The sequence below is a fragment of the Kitasatospora sp. MMS16-BH015 genome, from assembly GCF_002943525.1.
Classification (GTDB): domain Bacteria; phylum Actinomycetota; class Actinomycetes; order Streptomycetales; family Streptomycetaceae; genus Kitasatospora.
In genome coordinates this window covers 6,978,812-6,996,850 of sequence record NZ_CP025394.1, presented here as the reverse complement: position 1 = coordinate 6,996,850, position 18,039 = coordinate 6,978,812, and the positions used below count along the sequence as shown (strand labels likewise).

At 73.8% G+C, this 18,039-nt stretch carries 15 protein-coding genes; 7 read left to right on the top strand and 8 right to left on the bottom strand.

The features are described from left to right. The first annotated feature begins 44 nt into the window (after nucleotides 1-44). Complete coding sequence (locus tag CFP65_RS29780) at nucleotides 45-1,277, top strand: aminotransferase class I/II-fold pyridoxal phosphate-dependent enzyme (RefSeq protein WP_104819087.1); 1,233 nt, start codon at nucleotides 45-47, stop codon at nucleotides 1,275-1,277. Nucleotides 1,278-1,319: 42 nt separating this feature from the next. Then, nucleotides 1,320-1,844 (top strand): MaoC family dehydratase, encoded by a 525-nt coding sequence (locus tag CFP65_RS29775; protein WP_104819086.1) that lies wholly within the window; start codon nucleotides 1,320-1,322, stop codon nucleotides 1,842-1,844. Nucleotides 1,845-1,862: 18 nt separating this feature from the next. Here CFP65_RS29775 and CFP65_RS29770 read toward each other — a convergent pair whose 3' ends face one another. The 3 genes from CFP65_RS29770 to CFP65_RS29760 all read right to left on the bottom strand — a co-directional run bounded on the left by CFP65_RS29770 (nucleotide 1,863) and on the right by CFP65_RS29760 (nucleotide 4,871). Continuing rightward, entirely contained in the window at nucleotides 1,863-2,849 is a 987-nt protein-coding gene (locus CFP65_RS29770; protein WP_254552636.1) for a zinc-binding dehydrogenase, read from the bottom strand. Then, nucleotides 2,846-4,216, bottom strand: coding sequence for a peptide ligase PGM1-related protein (locus tag CFP65_RS29765; protein WP_104819085.1), 1,371 nt, complete (start codon nucleotides 4,214-4,216; stop codon nucleotides 2,846-2,848). Before CFP65_RS29765 ends, CFP65_RS29770 begins: the two co-directional genes overlap by 4 nt. Before the next feature lie 127 nt (nucleotides 4,217-4,343). After that, nucleotides 4,344-4,871, bottom strand: a complete 528-nt coding sequence (locus tag CFP65_RS29760; protein ID WP_104819084.1) for a GNAT family N-acetyltransferase — start codon at nucleotides 4,869-4,871, stop codon at nucleotides 4,344-4,346. A gap of 146 nt (nucleotides 4,872-5,017) precedes the next feature. Here CFP65_RS29760 and CFP65_RS39300 point away from each other — a divergent pair, with 146 nt between their 5' ends. Both CFP65_RS39300 and CFP65_RS29755 read left to right on the top strand, forming a co-directional pair. Next, entirely contained in the window at nucleotides 5,018-5,341 is a 324-nt protein-coding gene (locus tag CFP65_RS39300; protein ID WP_158702427.1) for a hypothetical protein, read from the top strand. Further along, nucleotides 5,338-7,068 (top strand): alpha/beta hydrolase, encoded by a 1,731-nt coding sequence (locus tag CFP65_RS29755; RefSeq protein WP_158702426.1) that lies wholly within the window; start codon nucleotides 5,338-5,340, stop codon nucleotides 7,066-7,068. The genes CFP65_RS39300 and CFP65_RS29755 overlap by 4 nt, the downstream gene beginning before the upstream one ends. A 10-nt stretch (nucleotides 7,069-7,078) precedes the next feature. Here the strand turns inward: CFP65_RS29755 and CFP65_RS29750 are convergent, their stop codons facing one another. Continuing rightward, the gene (locus CFP65_RS29750) at nucleotides 7,079-8,020 is read right to left on the bottom strand and encodes a triacylglycerol lipase (RefSeq protein WP_104819082.1); all 942 of its coding nucleotides are present in this window, start codon (nucleotides 8,018-8,020) and stop codon (nucleotides 7,079-7,081) included. Nucleotides 8,021-8,454: 434 nt separating this feature from the next. On the opposite strand from CFP65_RS29750, the gene CFP65_RS29745 reads away from it, so the two are divergent. After that, a complete protein-coding gene (locus tag CFP65_RS29745) occupies nucleotides 8,455-9,795 on the top strand; it encodes a serine hydrolase (RefSeq protein WP_254552635.1) in 1,341 nt (446 codons plus the stop codon). Here the strand turns inward: CFP65_RS29745 and CFP65_RS29740 are convergent. From CFP65_RS29740 to CFP65_RS29725, 4 genes are all read right to left on the bottom strand, one after another. Then, nucleotides 9,792-10,631 carry an SMP-30/gluconolactonase/LRE family protein gene (locus tag CFP65_RS29740; protein ID WP_158702425.1) on the bottom strand — a complete coding sequence of 280 codons (840 nt, stop codon included), beginning with the start codon at nucleotides 10,629-10,631 and terminating at the stop codon, nucleotides 9,792-9,794. The genes CFP65_RS29745 and CFP65_RS29740 overlap by 4 nt on opposite strands. 32 nt (nucleotides 10,632-10,663) lie before the next feature. Then, nucleotides 10,664-12,763 carry a right-handed parallel beta-helix repeat-containing protein gene (locus CFP65_RS29735; protein ID WP_104819079.1) on the bottom strand — a complete coding sequence of 700 codons (2,100 nt, stop codon included), beginning with the start codon at nucleotides 12,761-12,763 and terminating at the stop codon, nucleotides 10,664-10,666. A gap of 62 nt (nucleotides 12,764-12,825) precedes the next feature. Then, complete coding sequence (locus CFP65_RS29730; protein WP_158702424.1) at nucleotides 12,826-13,596, bottom strand: SDR family NAD(P)-dependent oxidoreductase; 771 nt, start codon at nucleotides 13,594-13,596, stop codon at nucleotides 12,826-12,828. 64 nt (nucleotides 13,597-13,660) lie between these two features. Beyond that, nucleotides 13,661-14,833: an enolase C-terminal domain-like protein gene (locus CFP65_RS29725; protein ID WP_104819077.1), complete on the bottom strand. Its 1,173-nt coding sequence runs from the start codon at nucleotides 14,831-14,833 to the stop codon at nucleotides 13,661-13,663. Between the two features lie 564 nt (nucleotides 14,834-15,397). Here CFP65_RS29725 and CFP65_RS29720 point away from each other — a divergent pair. Then, entirely contained in the window at nucleotides 15,398-16,348 is a 951-nt protein-coding gene (locus tag CFP65_RS29720; RefSeq protein ID WP_104819076.1) for a TauD/TfdA family dioxygenase, read from the top strand. 99 nt (nucleotides 16,349-16,447) lie between these two features. Further along, the gene (locus CFP65_RS29715; RefSeq protein ID WP_104819075.1) at nucleotides 16,448-18,037 is read left to right on the top strand and encodes an ABC transporter substrate-binding protein; all 1,590 of its coding nucleotides are present in this window, start codon (nucleotides 16,448-16,450) and stop codon (nucleotides 18,035-18,037) included. Nucleotides 18,038-18,039 lie beyond the last annotated feature (2 nt).

Sequence of the window (18,039 nt, the reverse complement as noted above, 5' to 3'; positions counted from 1 at the left end):
TCTCTTGTCGAGTCCAACCCCCATCGAGTTCGAGAGGACCGCAGATGAGCCAGCAGGACGCCGACCCGGTACTCGGCCCGCGCCGCTACCGCAACGCCGAGGCGATGCTCGCCGCCGCCGACCCGGCCTGGCTGGCCGCCGAGGCACACGGGCTGATCGGCATCAAGGTCGACTCCCAGTCCAACAACCGGCTCACCGTCCGGGAGACCGGCCACGAGTTCGCCAACATGGTCTCCTGCGCCTACCTCGGCCTGAACAACCACCCCTCGGTGGCGGCCGGCGCGGTGGACGCCCTCACCGAATCCCGCTCCACCTGGCTGGTCACCTCCACCACCCGGATCCGGCACAACCTGCTGGTGCGGCTGGAGGAGGAGCTGGGCGAGCTGTTCGGCTCGCACATCCTGCCCGGCGCCTCCTGCACCTCGCTCACCGCCGGCATCCTGCCGCTGATCGCCTCCGGCCACCTGGGCGGCGAGGGGAAGCCCAGGGTGATGGTCTTCGACCGGTTCTGCCACTTCTGCATGGCGTACGTGAAGCCGATCTGCGCCGACGAGTCGCTGGTGCTCAGCTGCCCGCACAACGACCTGAACTACCTGGAGGACGTCTGCCGCAAGTACCCGCGGGTCGCGTACGTGGCCGACGGCGCGTACTCGATGGGCGGCGCGGCGGCGCTCGACGGGCTGCTCGAACTCCAGGACAGGTACGGCCTGTTCCTCTACATCGACGACTCCCACTCGCTCTCCATCATGGGCGAGCGCGGCGAGGGCTTCGTCCGCTCCCGGCTGCGGGCCAACCCGCTGACCGTGGTGGTGGCCAGCCTCGGCAAGGGCTTCGGCACCGGCGGCGGGGTGGCGATGCTGGGGGACCGGGCCCAGTTCGAGTTCCTGCACCGGCACGCCGGGCCGGTGGGCTGGTCGCAGAACATGGCGCTGCCGCTGGTCGGCGCCTCACTGGCCAGCGCCGCGATCCACCGCTCGCCGGAACTGAAGGACCTCCAGGCGAAGTTGAACCGCAACATCGAGCTCTTCGACCGGCTGCTGCCGACCGCCTTCGCCGGCAACGGCCTGCCGGTGCGCCGGGTGGACGTGGGCGAGGCCGAGGCGGCGGTCAAGCTCTCCGCCCAGCTCTTCGAGCGCGGCTTCTACAGTTCGGCGGTGTTCTTCCCGATCGTGCCCAAGGGCGAGGCCGGCCTGCGGCTGATGATGCGGGCCGACATGGACGAATCGCTGATCACCCGGTTCGCCGCCCACGTCAAGGAACTCACCGCCGCACTCTGACCACCGCCGCGCTCTGACTGTCCCGTCGAAGAGGAGTCCCGCATGGAGCCGCTCTCCGGCTACCGCAAGCTCGGCGAGCAGCACTACCGCGAGGTGGTGGGCCGCTACTACGAGGAGTTCACCGTCGGTGACCTGGTCGAGCACCGGCCGGGCCGCACCGTCACCGAGCTCGACAACGTGCTGATGAGCATGCTGAGCATGAACGACGCCCCGCTGCACATCGACGCCGCGTACAGCGCGCACACCCCGTGGGGGCGGCCGATCGTCTCCAGCCTGGTGACGCTGAGCATCGTCGGGGGCATGACCGCCCGCTCCACCAGCGGGCGGACCATCGCCAACCTCGGCTGGGAGTCGATCCGCCTCACCCACCCCGTCTTCACCGGGGACACCCTCTACGCCCGCAGCGAGACCCTGGCCAAGCGGCTCGCCAAGAGCCGCCCCGGCCAGGGCATCGTCACCTCCCGCACCACCGGCACCAACCAGGAGGGCGCGACCGTGCTGGTCTTCGAACGCAGCTTCCTGGTGCCGCTGCGCGGCCACGGCCTGGACGAACTCGCCGACTACTGACCTTCGTTCGACCCTCGTTCAGGCCCTGACGTCGACCAGCACCTTCCCCATGGTCTCGCGCGCGGCCAGTGCCCGGTGCGCCGCACCGACCTCCGCGAGCGGGACGGTGCGGTCGATCCGGGCCACCAGCCGCTTCTCTCCGGCCAGCCGGAAGAGGCGGTCGGTGAGCCCGGTGTACCGCGCCCGGTCGGCCAGCACGTGGTGCAGCCAGAAGGCCAGCACCCCGGCCGAGTTGTCGGCCAGCTCGGCCACCCCGAAGGACTCCTCGGGTCCGTCGGACCGGGCGCCCACGCTGAGCAGCCGGCCGAACGGGGCCAGCGCCGCGAAGCCGGCCCGCAGCACCGGGCCGCCCAGTGAATCCACGAACAGGTCGATCCGCTGCTCGGCGAGCCGGGCCCCGAGCTCCGGATCGGCCGGGTCGAGGGTGACCTGGGCGCCGAGCGAGCGGACGAACCCCCGTTTGGCGGCGGTCGAAGCCAGCCCCACCACCTTCCCCGCCCCCGACTCCCGGGCCAGCTGCACCGCCAGGTGCCCGACCCCGCCGGCCGCCGCCGTCACGGCCACCACCTCGCCCGCGCGCAGCCGCCCGAGCAGGTCGAGCGCGCCGAGGGCGGTCGTGCCCTGTTCGAGCAGCGCGATCCCCTGCTCGTCGCTGACGGAGGCCGGCAGCTCGACCGTGAACGCCTGCTCGGCGCAGGCCACTTCGGCGTACCCACCGCCGGTGCGCAGCAGCGCGGCGACCCGGGCACCGTCGCCGCGACGGCGCCCGACCACGTCCGCCCCGAGCACCGCCGGCAGCGGCAGCTCCTGGTACTCGCCCTGGCGGCAGTGCAGATCGGCGTAGTTGACCCCGGCGTAGGTCACGTCGATCAGGCACTGACCCGGCCCCGCCACCGGCTCGGGCAGCTCGCGGAGGGCGAACTCCTCGGGCCCGCCGTACCGTTCGATCACCGCCGCCCGCATGGTCGCGGTACTCGCGGCGCTCGGGGTGCTCGGGGTGCTCATGAAGCGGCCGGGAAGAGCGCCGTCAGCCGGCGTTCCACCGAGCGGGCCCGTTCGGCGTCCTCGGCGATCACGCAGTACATCACGCTGCCGTCGGCCACCGCGAAGTCGCAGCTGAACACCACGCCGGTGCGGGCCACCGGGTCGAAGGCCAGCCCGGCCGCCGCCACGGCCGCCAGCGCCTCGGGGAAGGAGGGCACGGTGAGGCCGGCCAGTTCGAGGATGGTGCGGGAGCCGCGCAGTTCGGGGCCGACCAGGCGGGCGAAGAGCGCGTCGTGCAGGTGGGTGGAGCCGGTGATCCGGGCGTTGACCTCGCTGAAGTAGAGCTCGCCCTTGGGAGTGAGGAAGGCGTCCGCGCTGAGCGTGCCCCGGTACCCGATCGCCCGCAGCGCCTCGGTCAACCGGCCCGACTGCTCGATCAGTTCGGCCAGCACGGCGGGCTCCGGGGTGACCGGCGGGGTGATCTCGCCGACCACCACCGGGTCCATCAGCATCTCGCCGCAGCCGTGCAGCTCGATCCGGTCCCCGAGCACGGCGTACTCCGCGTACAGCGCCACCGCGTCGGTGAAGTACCGCTCCACCACCACGCGTTGGGCTCTGCCGCCGGTCAGCCAGCCCCAGCGCTCGGCCAGGTAGTCGGCCACCGCCGCCCGGTCGGGCAGCTCCACCGCGCGCTGGGCCCCGGCCGGGGTGACCCGCTCGGCCCGGGTGAGCACCTCGTTGCCGAAGCCGCCGCCCTGGTACTCGACCTTGAGCATCACACTCCGGCCGCTCTCCAGGATCCCGTTGACCGCCGCCTCCACCTCGGCCGGACTGCCGGCCACCGTGCCGGGCGAGATCGCCACCCCGACGCCGGCGGCCAGCGCCCGGAACACCGCCTTGCTGTTGACCAGCGCGAGGCCGCCCTGGGCCACGAACTCGGCTCCGGGCAGAGCCTGTTCGAGCCCGAGTGCCGTGGCCAGCCCGGCCACGGTGGCGTTCGGTGCGATGGCCAGCACCCGGTGCACCGGCTGCCCGGCCGCCGCCCTCTCCGCCAGCACCCGGCCCAGCTCGGCCCGGAAGCCCGGATCGGCCAGCCGGGCGGCCGTGAGCACCCCGCTCCCGGCCTCCCCCGCCGTGGCCGGCGCCCCGCTCTCCGTCGGGGGCACCACCACGGTGAGGCTCTCCGGCCGGGTGCCGGTCAGCCCGGTCACGTAGGCCAGGTAGAACGGTTCGGGCGCCCAGGGCAGCACCAGCACGTCCCCGTCGGCGGCGAACCAGAGCATCCGCTGAGCCCCGCACCCGGCGGCCACCCTCTCCAGCGGCGCCAGGTGGGCGAGGTCGCCGACCATCTCCTCGGTGCGGTTGTTGCCGATGTGCAGCGTCGTCATCTGGTGAGCTCTCCCCGACCTGTCGGTACTCGACCCGCGGACCGCACCCAGGTCTAGCGCACCGGCCGTGTTCGGGCCCGGGGCTCGGCGATTGAACAAAAACCCCGAACAACCGGGCCGCCCTCCGTCAGTCGGCGTACGGGTCCTGCCACTCCTCCGCGAGCAGCCCGAGCAGCACCTCGTCCCGGAAGCTCCCGTACACCCAGGAGGACCGCCGCAGCACGCCCTCCCGCACGAAGCCGACCCCGGTCGCGGCCGCGATCATCGCCGCGTTCTCGGCCAGCGTCTCCACCTGGAGCCGCTGCATCCCCCGCACCGTGAACCCGTAGTGGCAGAGCAACTCCACCACCTCCCGCCCGTACCCCCGCCCGCGGAACGCCGGCCGCAGCGAGATCCCGAGGTGCGCCAGCCGGTTGTGCGAGTCGATCCCCCAGAGCAGCGCCTCCCCCACCACCTCCCCCGTCCCGTGCTCCGCCACCGTGAACAAGGCGGCCGAATCCCCCAGATCCCCGACCGGCTCCGTCACCCTCGCCGGCGTCCACGGCCGGCTGTCCCCCGCCGACCGCGTCCTGACGTCCGCCAGCAACTCGTCCCGCAGCACCGCCGCGTCCGACTCGATCCGGGCCCGCAGTGTGATCTTCTCTCCCAGTAGCATGTCACATTGCTAACAGCGGCCCGTCGGCCCCACAAGCGAATTACCGCCGGGCCCTCGGCACTCCGGTTCACTCCTTCGGCTGAGGTCGGTGGGGTGGGGGCGGTTCGGGGGCGAAGGGGGTGGGGGTGGGTCGGTAGGGTGCGCGGGTGGCGGAGCTGAGTGGTGGGGCCGGGTTTCGGGTGGTGCCCGGGGAGGTGCGGGCGGCCGGGGTGGCGGCGCAGGAGGTGGCCGGGCGGGTGGTGGAGGAGGTGCGGGCGGTCGGGGGGCCGGTGGAGGGGGTGGTGCGGGAGGTGCGGGGGTGGCAGGTCGGGGAGGCTCTGGGGACCTGTACGCACGCCTGGCAGGAGTTGCTCAACGGACTGGCGGCGGAGATCGACCGGGGCGGGCGGAAGTTGGCGGAGAGCGCCGGGGCGTACCAGGCGGCCGAGGCCGGGGTGGCCGGCGATTTCGGCGGGCCGGGCCGGCGTTGAGCGCGATCGGGCTGGCCGAGCTGCGGGACACCGACTTCGCCGTGCTCTACCGGGCCGCCGAGGCGTACGAGCGGCTGCACGAGGAGTTCGGCGGCCACGCCGACGCCTGGGACGGTGCCGTGGCCGACCGGGTGCGGGCCTCGGGGTGGCGGGGCGAGGCGGGTGAGGCGGCCGGCCGGGCGCTGCTGCTGACCACCGGGCGGCTACGGGCCGCGCAGGCCGAACTCGGCATGGTGGGCGAGGTGTTGAGGGGTGCGGCCGATGCCCTGCTGCTGGCCCAGTCGCAGCTCCGACAGGCCCTGGCCGAGGCCCGGGAGGCGGGGTACGGCGTGGACGCGGACGGCGAGGTGGCGGGGCCGGAGCTGCCCGAGGGGCTCGCGGCGGCGCAGGAGCACGACTTGGAGGAGCGGTCCGCCGCCGAGGACCGGCGCCAGGAGTACCGCGCCCGGATCGCGGCCGCCCGCGCCCAGGCGGAGCGGGCCGACCGGGCCGCCGACGGGCAGTTGCGGCACCACATCGCCACCGCGCACCAGGGCGCCGCCGGACTCACCCTGCAGAGCGCCGCCACCCACCGCCTCGGGCCGGCCGACGCCCCGTTCGACGCACTGCGCAAGGCCCTGCCCGGCCCCGACGCCACCCCGGCCGCCGTGCACGCCTGGTGGCTCTCGCTCACCCCGGTCGGCCGCGAACACCTGCTGCGCACCCACCCCGAGCTGCTCGGCGACCGTGACGGCCTGCCGGCCGCCGTCCGCGACCAGGCCAATCGGGTCAACCTCCGCACGCTGATCGACGGTTATGCCAGGAAGGCCGAACTGAGCGGGGAAGAAAGGGAGTTGCTGGCAGGGCTGCGAGCCGTCCGCGACCGGCTGGCCACCGCGACGGGCAGCCGGCCACCCCTGCTGCTGCTCGGGGTCGGGGCGACGGGCCAGGGCCGGGCCGTGCTCTCCTGGGGCGATCCGGACACCGCCCGGCACACCTGCGCGTACGTGCCGGGGCTCGGCACCACGGTGGCGGCGGTGGCCGGGCGGGACGCCGACCGTGCGCTGCACGTCTGGCAGGCCGCCGAGCGGGCCGATCCGGCGGCCGGCACGGCCTCGGTGGTCTGGCTCGGCTACGACCCGCCGCCGGGGCTGGACCGGTTCGGCGAGCAGGGTCTCGACCCCGCCGAGGTGCTGAGCACCGAGCGGGCCGAGCGCGGCGCCACCTCCTACGCCCGGTTCCTGGCCGGGCTGCGGGCCGCGCACCAGGGCGATCCGGCCCATGTGACGGCGCTCGGCCACAGCTACGGCTCCACCACCGTCGGGCTGGCCGCCCGGCTCCCCGGCGGGATCGCCGCACAGGAGGTGGTGCTGGTGGGCAGCCCGGGCGTCGGCGCCGACCGGGCCGACCAGCTGGCCGCCGACCCGGGCCACGTCTGGGTGGGCGAGGCCGAGAACGACCCGGTCACCCGCCTGCCCGCGCCCCGGGACGCCGCCGCGCGGCTGCTCGGCGGTGTGCTGACCGCCAAGCTCGGCGAGAGCGACCAGCGGTACTTCGGCGCCGATCCGGCCGGCGAGGCGTTCGGCGCCCGGCGGTTCCGGGTGGCCGACGGCCCGGCCGGGTCCTTCGCCTCGCACTCGGACTACCTGGACGGCCCGGACACCCCCGGCACCCTGGAGTCCGTCGACAACATCGGCCGGATCGTGACCGGGCAGTACGAGCGGGTCACCACTCAACCTGCTCGCTGAGAGGGCGAATTCACAGCAGCGGGCCGGTCACCGGGAGCACCACCTGGCACGGGATCGGGCGCGGGTGCGCCGGATCGAGCGCGTTGAGCACATCCGTCATCGCGATCGGGTCGGCCGCGATCTCCAGGTGGTCCGAGGCGTCGAGCGCGCACTGGTCCTGGAGGGTGATGTCGGTGACGTTCGGCGCGGCGGGCAGCAGGGCGTTGGTGTAGGGGGTGACCACCTCGTCGAAGCGGGTGGTGATCGCCGTGTACTCCACCCCGGGCACGGTCTCGCCGCCCGCGTTGAGGTCGGCGAGGAAGGGCGAACCGACCTCCTGCTCCACGCAGGCCCGGCAGGCCAGGTCGAGCACGGCGTTGGCCGGCTCCAACAGACCGATCTGGCGGCCGAGTTCGGTGATGCCGTCGATGGTGGTGCCGTTGTGCGAGCCGGCCAGCGAGACCAGTCTGGCGGTCTTGGCCGCCCCGCCCAGGTACTTGAGGTAGTACCGGGGCATCATCCCGCCCTGGGAGTGGCCGACCAGGTCGACCTCGGCGGCCCCCGTCGCGGCGAGCACCCGGTCGACGAAGCTCGCCAGCTGCCCGGCCGAGACGGCCACCGGCCCGGTGCCCTGGATCGGATCGCCCTGCGCCGCACCGTAGTTGAAGGCATAGACGCAGTAGCCGTTGTCCGCCAGCAGCGGGGCCGCGGCGTGCCAGTTGTCGTTCTGGTTCTCGAAGGTGCCGTGCACCAGCACCACCGGGTCCGGATGGGCGGCGGTGGGCCGGCAGGACCAGTCGTTCGCCCCGGGCGGGGCCTGCCCCGGGCCGAAGAAGCCCGCCACGAACCCGGTGGCGAAGTGGTAGTCGACAGGGTAGCCGCCGGCCGCCCCGGCGGGCTGCCCGGCGGCGGCCAGCAGGCCGGCCGCCGCGAGCACCGGCACCACGGCCGCGCGCACACGCTTCGTTCGCATTTATCGGACCTTTCCCACGCCGTACCGGAATTCCCTGAGCACCGGATTTCCCCGAAGTTAGGTGGCGCCCGATGGGCCGTCAACACACCTGGCAGCACTGCGGGAAGGATTCTTCCGAAGATGCCAAGAATTGCCCCGCCCCCGGTGAGGAATTGTCACCCGCGCGAGTGATTTCACGTCGGCACCCGACCCAGGGTCGCCTTTCCGGAATTCTTCCGCCCCCTCGCCGGCCGATTCGGCGCCGGAATGCAGCACGGGGGTGGAGACCTCGCTCCGGCCCGCCCCGGACGGCCCGGCGGGCCGACCCTGACGCGGACTCAGGGCTGGTCGACGGGGGCCGGTCAGGGTCGGTCCCGGATGAGACCAGGGGCGGTCTCCGGCCAGACTCTTGGCCGGAGACCTCAGCACCCCACCACGTCTGGAGCCTGGACATCGTGAACACCCGAGCGCGCGCAGCCCACCCGGTCGACGGCCCCCGGCGCACCGGCCGGCCCCGCCGGGCCACGCCGGCCGTCGCCGGCACCCTGCTCGCCGCCCTGGCCGTGAGCACCGCGACCCCCGCGCTCGCCGCGCCGGCCGCACCTGTCACCGTCAGCGCCTCCGTCGGCGCCGGGGCCGCCGCGCCGCTGCCCCCGCTCGACCCGGCCGCCATCCGGCAGGCCGTGGCCGGGCTGCCGGACGCGAACGTGAACGGCGTGCTGGTGCGGATCACCGGCAGCGCGGGCAGCTTCGCCACCAGCGCGGGGGTCGGCGACCGGGAGAGCGGCGAACGGCCGGACGTGGACGGGCGGTTCCGGATCGGGTCGATCTCCAAGGTGTTCACCGCGACCGTGCTGCTCCAGCTGGCAGCCGAGCACCGCGTCGACCTGGACGCCACCGTGCAGCAGTACCTGCCGGGCCTGCTCCCGGCCGAGTACCCGCCGATCAAGGTGGGCCAACTGCTCAACCACACCAGCGGGTTGCCCGGCGGCCGGAACACGACCGGGGACGACGGCAGCACCGGCTGGTTCGCCGCGCACCGGTACGACAGCCTGACCCCGGAGCAGGTGGTGGCCGCCATGAAAGGCGAGCCGATGAGCTTCGCCCCCGGCACCGCCCAGCAGTACAACGGCCAGAACACCTACGTCGCCGGGCTGTTGATCGAACGTCTGACCGGCCACAGCTACGCCCACGAGGTCGAGCGGCGGATCGTCAAGCCGCTGCACCTGCGCGACACCACCGTCCCGGCCGCGGACGACCCCCGGCTGAACCGACCGGCGGCACACGGCTACCTCGCGGTGCCGGGCCCGGACGGCGGCAGCCGGCTGGTGGACGTGACCGAGCAGAGCCCGTGGCCGTGGGCCGAGGGCGGGCTGATCTCCAGCGCGCCCGATCTGGACCGCTTCATGACCGCCCTGCTGGGCGGCCGCCTGCTGCCGCCCGCCGAGCAGCAGGCGCTGTTCACCGTGCCGGACGTGCCCAACCACTCGAGCTCGCACTGCAACACGCCCGCGGACGCCGGCCGCGCGTGCATGAGCACGGGGCTGGAGCGGGTGGAGATCAACGGGGTGACGCTCTGGGGCAAGACCGGCTCCCGGCCCGGCTACGTGAGCGGGGTGTTCGCCACCCGCGACCTGGCCCGGAAGATGGTCTACTCCTTCAACCCGACCGGCCTGCAGGGCGCGGAGGGCAGGTACATCCAGCGTCTGGCCGCCGCCGTCCTGCCCGCCCCCGAACAGGCGCCCGCAGCCAAGCCCGCGCCAGCGCCCGCGCTCAAGCCGGTGGCTGCCGACTAGCTTCGGCCGGACCAGGGTTGGGCCGGGTGGCCGAGCCCCGCGCCCTGGACGCGGAAGAGCATGCCGGAGGAGCTCTCCTCCGGCGCGCTCGCCGTGGTGATGTAGAGCGTGTCGAGGCCGGGGCCGCCGAAGGTGCAGCTGGTCACCCGGCTGACCGGGAGCTCGACGGTGGCCAGCAGCCGGCCTTCGGGGGTCAGGCAGTGCACGGCACGGCCGTCCCAGAAGGCCACCCAGAGGTTGCCCTCGGCGTCCAGGGTCATGCCGTCGGGCGAGCCGGGCAGGTGGGAGACGTCGAGCGAGCGCACCTTGGCTCCGAGCGGGCCCTGCTCGGGGTACTCGTAGAGGTCGATCCGGCGGGTCGGGGTGTCGATGTGCCAGAGCCGGTCCGGCTCGGGCCAGGCCAGGCCGTTGGGGATGAGCAGGCCGTCGAGCAGCACCGTGGTGCTGCCGTCCGCCTCCAGCCGGTAGAGCGGGCCCGGCTCGCGCGGCTCGCTCCGGAGCATCGTCCCGGCGACCAGCCGCCCGGACGGGTCGCACTTGCCGTCGTTCATCCGCCGGTCCGCCCGGTCGGCCTCCACCGGGGCGACCAGGCTGGTCGCCCCGGTCGCGGTGTCGAGCAGCTCGAAGCCGCCGGCCGTGGCCAGCAGCACCTCGCCCGCCCGGTACGGGGCCAAGGTGCCCGGCTCGGTGGCCAGTTCGACCGCGCCCTGGTCCGCGCCGAGCCACCGCACCTGCCGGTCGGCGATCCCGATCCAGTACAGCCGTCCGCTCTCCGCGTCCCAGGCCGGGCCCTCGCCCAGGGTCAGGCGGTACTCGTCGGCGATCTCGGCGTGCACGGTGGCTCCTCTGAGGTAGGCGGCGGCGCAGGTCAGCCCAGCGGTTGCACCAGGATGTCATCCGCCGCGAAGGCCGCCGCACCCGCACCCGCCTGGGCCCGCAGCCGCAGCTGCCCGGGAGCGCCGGCCCCCGGGGTGAGCCGCCCGGTGGCCAGCGGCACGTCGTCCACGGCCAGCTCGTAGGTCCCCGCGCCGGGGTGCAGCACCAGCGAGACCCGCAGCCAGACCCCGGCCGGGTAGGCGAAGGCGCTGTCCGTCCAGGCCCCGGCGTCGGTGTAGGCCGCGTACCCGTCCGCCGCCAGGCTGAACTGGGCCACCGGCGCCCCGGTGGCGTCCAGCACGTGGAGGCCGAGCGGCGCCGTGGTCTGGCCCGCCCGCAGCCGGGCGTCCACCCGGAGGTCGCCGCCGGCGGCGGTGAACGCCCGCACCGCCGTGACATCGGCCGCGCTCTGCCGGTTCAACAGCAGCGCACTGCCGTACCCACCGGCCGGATCGGCGCCGAGGGTGGCGCCCGAGACGGTCCATCCGGTGGGCAGGGCAGCCGAGTTGAAGGTCTCCGCCACGGCGGGCGCGGTGACGGCCGGCCCCTGGTGGGCGCCGGCGTTGACCGGGCCGGTGGCCGGGACCGCCGTGCCGAAGTAGTCCTGACCGCCGTTGCCGGCCACCGCCGCACCGGCCCCGAGGGCCGAGGACCCCGCCGACAGGCGGTAGCCCCAGGGGTCGGCCAGCTCGCGCCCCGCCAGCAGGGGCGCCGAGGTCACGGTGTTGGTGGCCCCGGCCGGGACGGGGACGGCGTAGAGCACGTTGTGGTCCACCACCCAGGCGGGGTCGTTGAGCGTCCAGCCGACGGTGCCGGTGCTGCCGTGCCGGGCGACGACGTTGTCGGTGAACCGGACGTCCAGGGTGGCCGAGGTCGACTCGGTGACGATCTGCTGGCTGATGCCGTCGGCGAGGTAGAGCGTGTTGCCGTAGATCTGCCCGTTCTTCAACGCCCCGTCGCAGACCTGGAAGCCGCGCGCCCGGTCGTTCACCGAGATGTTGTACCGGATGGTGAAGTTGCTGGTGGGCGTGTTGTACGGGCAGAGCAGGAAGAAGCCGCCCTCGTTGTCGTGCGAGTAGTTGTACTGGAAGACGACCCCGTCGGTGGAGTGGTCCACGTCGTAGGCCATGCCGTCGCTGGTGGTGCGGCCGCCCGAGGTGTCGTTGTACTGGAAGGTGACGTCCACCGAATTCGCCGTCCACATGCCCGCGTTGGGCGAGCCGGAGCGAGCGTTGAACCCCTGGAGCAGATTGTGCTCCACCAGGGTGTGCTGACCCGTCATCGGAGCGATGCCGTCGCCGCCGATGTCCCAGAGCCGGTTGCCGCTCACCACCAGATCGGTGGCGGGTGCCCAGGGCGCGGTGCAGAGGGTGTTCCAGAACGCGGCCAGCCGCGGGCTGCGGCACCAGTTCGACCAGGTGTAGATGCCCTGCCGGTCGACCGCGTGGATCCGGTTGTCCTGGATCCGCAGCCCCGCGAAGGCGGTCGGCGTGGTGCTGCCCTGGGCCTCGACCACGATCCCGCCGGAGGCCCCGGCGTACTTGCCGGTGCCGTTCCCGGTGGTCGTGGTGGCCGGCAGCTTGCCGCGCACGTCGTGGATGTCCAGCCCCTGCAGCACGATGCCCGGCAGGGTGCCCGCATCGGCGGCGTACACGTAGACTCCGCGCCGGGTGGTGGTGTTGTCACCGGGCGCGCTCAGGTCGAGGTCGCGGAGCTGGACGTAGGACTGGTTGGCCAGCAGCACCGCCTGGGTACCGCCGTTGGCGTTGATCGCGGGCAGCGGCCCGGTGCCGTACGCGCCGATGGTGATCGGCGCGGCGGCGGTGCCCGAACCGCTCGGCGCGAGGGTGCCCGGGCAGCTGGTGCCGCGCTTGAACCAGACAGCGCTACCCGGCCTCAGCACGAGGGAGTTGACCTCCGCGAGCGAGCCGAACGGCGCGGCGGCCGTACCGGACCCGCCGGCGGGCGCCGAGCAGTCGACGTAGTACGCGGCGGGGGCGGCTGCTGCGGCTGCGGCGCCGGTGGGGAGGGTCAGGCCGAGGGTGGCGGCGACCGCGAAGGCGGTGCGGCCCACGAGGGTGGGGCGGTACAACTGTCCTCCTGGGAAGGCTGGTCGGGCATGGATCACTCCAGTGGTGCGCGTGCGACTGCGAGTCAGCGGAGCAGGGCTTCGGGCAGCAGGGCGGTCATCCCGCCGTCCACGGGCAGGCAGGCGCCGTTGACGAAGGAGGACTCCGGCGAGGCCAGGAAGGCCACGGCCCGGGCCACTTCGGCCGCCGTGCCGAACCGCCCGAGCGGCGAGGCCCGCAGCATCGCCTCGCCCAGCGCCGGGTCGGTCCAGACGTGGCGGTTCCGTTCGACCGGGATGAAGCCCGGCGCCACCGCGTTGCACCGCACCCCGCGCGGCCCCCACTCCACCGCCGCCGCCCGGGTCAAGGCCAGCAGGCCGGCCTTCGCCGCCGCATAGGCGGCGAAGCCGGGCACGGCACCGAAGGCGTGCGGGGAGGCGATGTGCACGATGGCCGCCGCCGGGGGCCGGCCTGTGGCCAGGGCCTGCACGAAGGCCCGGTCGAAGCGCCGGGCAGCGGAGAGCACGAGTTCCACCGTCCGGTCCCAGCTCTCCTCCGACTGGCCGTCCAGCGGCTCCGGTGTGCCCGCGTAGGCCGCCTGGACCAGGACGGTGGCCGGCCCGCCGAGCGCCTCGGCCGCCGCGAGGGCGGCCCGCACCGTGGCCGGGTCGGTCACGTCGCCGCAGACGGCGGCGGAGACCCGGCCCTGCTCGCGGTGTGCTCGGACCGCCGGGGCGAGGTCGACGGCGACGACCTTCGCGCCCCGGGCGGTCAGTTCGGCCGCGACGGCGGCGCCGATGCCGTGGGCGGCGCCGGTCACCACCGCGATGCGGTCGGTCAGGTCGGTGCTGGTCACACTCGGACTCCGGTCGTGGTCTCGCAGATGGGCAGGCGGCCGGTCAGGTCGGTGCTGGCCAAGGTCAGGCTCCGGTGGTGGTCGGGCAGACGGGGATGGTGTGCCACTGCTCCGAGTCGGGCTCGACCCCCAGGCCCGGGCCCTCGGCGGGCAACAGCCAAGGGCCGTCCGGGACTTCGGAGGGCCGGATGGTGGCATGGCGCCAGTCGGCCTCGCCGAAGGCGAACTCGGTCTCCACGGCGGGGCCGCAGGCGATGGCCAGGTGGGTGCTCATGGCGGTGGCGATCGGGCCGGACGGGTTGTGCAGGGAGACCCCGGCGCCGGCCGCCTGGGCGGCGGTGGCCAGTCGGCGGGCGGCGGCCAGGCCACCCGCGTGCTTCACGTCCGGCAGCACCCAGGCGAGCCGACCGTCGGCCAGCGCCTCCGCCAACTCACCTGGATCGGTGGCGAATTCGCCGCCCGCGAGCGGGGCGATCTCGGCCGCCGCGAGGACGGCCAGGCCGGCCGGGTCGTCGAGGGCGGCGGCGTCCTCCAGCCAGCGCAGGTCCAGGGCGCGCAGCTCCTCCGAGACGGCGAAGACCTGGCTGAGGGTGAGCAGGTGGTGCACGTCGAGCATCAACTCCGCTTCGGGGGCGGCTCTTCGGACGGCCCGCAGTCGGGCCAGGCCGCCGAGCAGCCGCTCGGCGGGCGGCAGGCCGTCGAAGGGCGCGCACTTCACGGCGGTGTATCCGACGGCCACCGCGGCGGCGGCCACGGCGGCGTGCTCCTCGGGGGTGCGGCTCCGCAGTGCCCGGTTGAGGTTGGCGTACCGCCGGACCGGCCGCGCCGCCGCACCGCCCAGCCAGCGCCAGAGCGGCAGCCCGGCCCGCCGCGCGGCCAGATCGGCGGCGGCCTGGTCCAGCGCCCCACGCACCGTCAGCCGGGCGAACCTGCCCACGGTGAACGGCCCGACCGCAGCCCCGGCGATCCGCACCCGGGGGCCGACCCGCCCCACCGCAGGATCCGCCTCGCCCGGGGCCGCCGCCGACCACTCCTCCGTGTCGAGCGCGGCGACCACCTCACCCACGCCCGCACCCGCCGCCAGCCGCGCGGCGATCTCGCGCCAGAGCGCCGCCGCCTGCGGCCCCGCGTCGGAGTACTCGCCGTAGCCGCAGGCGCCGTCGGCGTCCCGCAGGCGGACCAGGTGCCAGGAGGTGCGGGCCGAGACGCGGGCGTGCAGCAGATCGACGGAAATCACCGGGTCACCCTTTCCAGCCGGGCCGACACCGGGCCGCCCGGCAGGTGGCGGCCCGGCGGCGCCGGCTCTGCACGGTAGCCAGCGCGAAGATCCTCGAACAAGGCCGCCGAAGGCCCCGAGCGGGCATCGACACCCGCTCGCCATCGGCCGTTACAGGGCATCACACAGCCGCAACACCCGCTCCCACCTGGTGAGATGCCGTTTGACAAGGCACTCGTCCCCTTCGCACGATGAGCTGGCACGCCGCACTCGACACCGAGTCCGGCCGCTCAGCACCCGGCGCGACCACTCGAAACCGAGTGCGCGCACAGCGACAGTCGAGGCCCAGAGGGAGGGACGCCATGAACGCCATCCGCCGCGCCTGTCCCACCTGTTGCCGCTGTCTCCGGTGCTCCTCCTCCCGCTGACGCCCCGTCCGCTCCGGCCGCACCCGGCCCCCTGACGCCCGTCCGCGCCTCGCACACCGCCCCCGCCGCAGCACCAGCCGATCGCCCGTCAGGCCCAGTTGCCGCGCGCCGCTGCCATGCCTTGCACCAACTTCCCTGGAAAGCTGAGGACTTCACCATGTCGACCATCACCCAGCTCCGCCTCACCCCGGCCGCCGGCCGGATCGGCGCCACCGTGCACGACGTCCGACTGAACGGGGAGCTCGGCCCCGACACCGTGGCGGCGATCGAGGCCGCGCTGTACGAGCACAAGGTGCTGTTCTTCCGGGGACAGGGGCACCTGGACGACGCCGGGCACGAGGCGTTCGCCCGGCTCCTCGGGCACCCGGTGGGGCACCCCACCGTGCCGAGTGCGGACGGGCGGTACACCTTCGAGCTGGACGCCACCAAGGGCGTGCGCGCCAACAACTGGCACACCGACGTGACCTTCGTGCCCTCCTACCCGAAGGCCTCGATCCTGCGGGCGCTGGAGCTCCCGGCGGCCGGCGGCTCGACGGTCTGGGCCAACACGGCCGCCGCGTACGAGGACCTGCCGGCGCCGCTGAAGGTGCTCGCGGAGAGCCTGCGGGCCGTGCACACCAACGACTACGACTACGCGGCGAGCCTGGCGCTGACTCCCGAGCTGGCGGACAACCCCGAGGTGGCCGAGCTGTTCCGCAAGGTGTTCGTCTCCACCGCATTCAAGACCGAGCACCCGGTGGTGCGGGTGCACCCGGTGACCGGGGAGAAGACCCTGCTGCTCGGCGCCTTCGCGCAGAAGATCGTGGGGCTCTCCGGCAAGGACAGCAAGACCCTGATCGCGCTGTTCCAGCGTTACGTGGAGCGGCTGGAGAACACCGTGCGCTGGGACTGGCAGGTCGGCGACGTGGCGATCTGGGACAACCGGGCCACCCAGCACTACGCCGTCAACGACTACGGCGACCAGCCCCGCCTGGTCCGCCGGATCACCCTGGACGGCGACCTCCCGGTCGGCGTGGACGGCACCCCGAGCCGCCTGATCGAGCCCACCGAGCCGCCGGCCGTCCCGGGCCTGGTGCCCGCCGAGCAGCTCGAGGCCGCGCTCAGCTGACCCACCGCACCGCTCCCTCGCCGGGCGCGAGGACCGAACCGCACCCGCGCCCGGCACCCCCGTACGAACCAGCACCCCACCCACCCTGAAAGGGCCGTCATGGCTGCGTCCACCCCGTCCTCGTCCCCCCGCCTCTCCCGGCGCGCCCTGCTGCGCGGCGGAGTCGCCGGAGCCGGTCTGATGACGCTGGCGGCCTGCCGGTCGGCCACCGACCTGAACACGAAAGCGGCGGCCGACACGATCGGGACGCCGCGCCGGGGCGGCACGCTGACGGTGGCGGCCGGGGTGGACTTCACGCCGAGCCTGCTCTTCGCACAGAGCGCCAACACCCTCGTGCAGCGGCTGGTGTTCAACACCCTGACCCGGTACGACGACCAGCTCAAGCCGCAGCCCGAGCTGGCCAGCTCCTGGCAGCTCGCGCCGGACGGCAAGGCGGTGACCTTCAAGCTCCGCGAGGACGTGAAGTACCACACCGGCCGCCCGTTCACCGCCGACGACGTGATCTTCGCGGTGAAGAACCTCCAGAACCCGGCCCGCTCGGCCCAGTTGCGCTCCACCGCCGCCGCGATCACCGGGTTCAAGAAGAACGGCGACCACGAGCTGACCCTCGAACTCGCCCACCCGGTCAGCAACTTGTTCGACCTCTTCGAGTTCATGATCATCGCCGACCCGGCCACCGTCGAGGACGCCGTGGCGGGCAAGCAGCTGATCGGCACCGGGCCGTTCCGCTTCACCAAGCGCAGCCCCGGCGCCTCGCTGAGCTTCAGCCGGAACGAGCAGTACTGGAACCCGGGCCGCCCCTACCTGGACGGGGTCGAGGTGCGGATCATCCCGCAGGCCGACTCGCTGCTCTCCTCGCTGCGCACCGGGCAGAGCCACCTCTCCTACGACGTCCAGGGCAAGGACGTGGCCACCCTCAAGGACAACGCGCAGTTCCGGATCACCCCGTACGACACCGGCGCCGGCGGGTACTACATCGGCGTCAACGTGACCGCCGCCCAGGTCGGCGACAAGCGCGTGCGGCAGGCCATCGCCTGGGCCGTGGACCGGGAGCGGCTGGTGCAGCAGGCGCTCGGCGGGTACGGGCTGGCCTCCTCCGCCCCCTGGCCCAAGTCCTCGCCCGCCTACAGCGAGGCCGGCGCCACCCACTACTCCCACAACCCGGACAAGGCCCGGGAGTTGCTCAAGCAGGCCGGGGTCACCTCGCTCAGCCTGCCGTTCGCCCACTCGGCCACACCGGGGGCCACCGCCGTGGCGCAGATCCTCCAGTACGACCTGCGGCAGGTCGGCATCGAGACCGTGCTCCAGCCCACCGACTCGCCGACCATGCAGAAGCAGCTCATCTCGCAGACCATGCCGGCGCTCTGGACCCTCAGCCACGGCTTCGCCCAACTCCACCCGGCCACGCTGGCGGTGAGCGCCTACCCGTTCAACGAGGCGAAGAACAGCTCGCACTTCTCCTCCCCCGCCTACACCCAGATCGTCCAGCAGGCCTGGCAGCGGGCCGACAGCGACAGCGCCGAGGCCAAGGCGCTCTACCAGCGGATCACCGACACCCTGCTGGACGAGGAGTTCGTGATCGACCTGGCGATCGCCGGGGAGGTCGAGGTGGCCACCGCCAAGGTGCGCGGCGCGACGCTCAACAAGTTCAACTACCTGAACCTCGACGACGCCTACCTGGCGGGCTGAGC

Coding starts and splice junctions, on each gene's coding strand:
- CFP65_RS29720 (WP_104819076.1), top strand. CDS start 15,398: ATGTCGACCATCACCCAGCTCCGCCTCACCCCGGCCGCCGGCCGGATC.
- CFP65_RS29750 (WP_104819082.1), bottom strand. CDS start 8,020: ATGCGAACGAAGCGTGTGCGCGCGGCCGTGGTGCCGGTGCTCGCGGCG.
- CFP65_RS29780 (WP_104819087.1), top strand. CDS start 45: ATGAGCCAGCAGGACGCCGACCCGGTACTCGGCCCGCGCCGCTACCGC.
- CFP65_RS29770 (WP_254552636.1), bottom strand. CDS start 2,849: ATGAGCACCCCGAGCACCCCGAGCGCCGCGAGTACCGCGACCATGCGG.
- CFP65_RS29775 (WP_104819086.1), top strand. CDS start 1,320: ATGGAGCCGCTCTCCGGCTACCGCAAGCTCGGCGAGCAGCACTACCGC.
- CFP65_RS29765 (WP_104819085.1), bottom strand. CDS start 4,216: ATGACGACGCTGCACATCGGCAACAACCGCACCGAGGAGATGGTCGGC.
- CFP65_RS29715 (WP_104819075.1), top strand. CDS start 16,448: ATGGCTGCGTCCACCCCGTCCTCGTCCCCCCGCCTCTCCCGGCGCGCC.
- CFP65_RS29760 (WP_104819084.1), bottom strand. CDS start 4,871: ATGCTACTGGGAGAGAAGATCACACTGCGGGCCCGGATCGAGTCGGAC.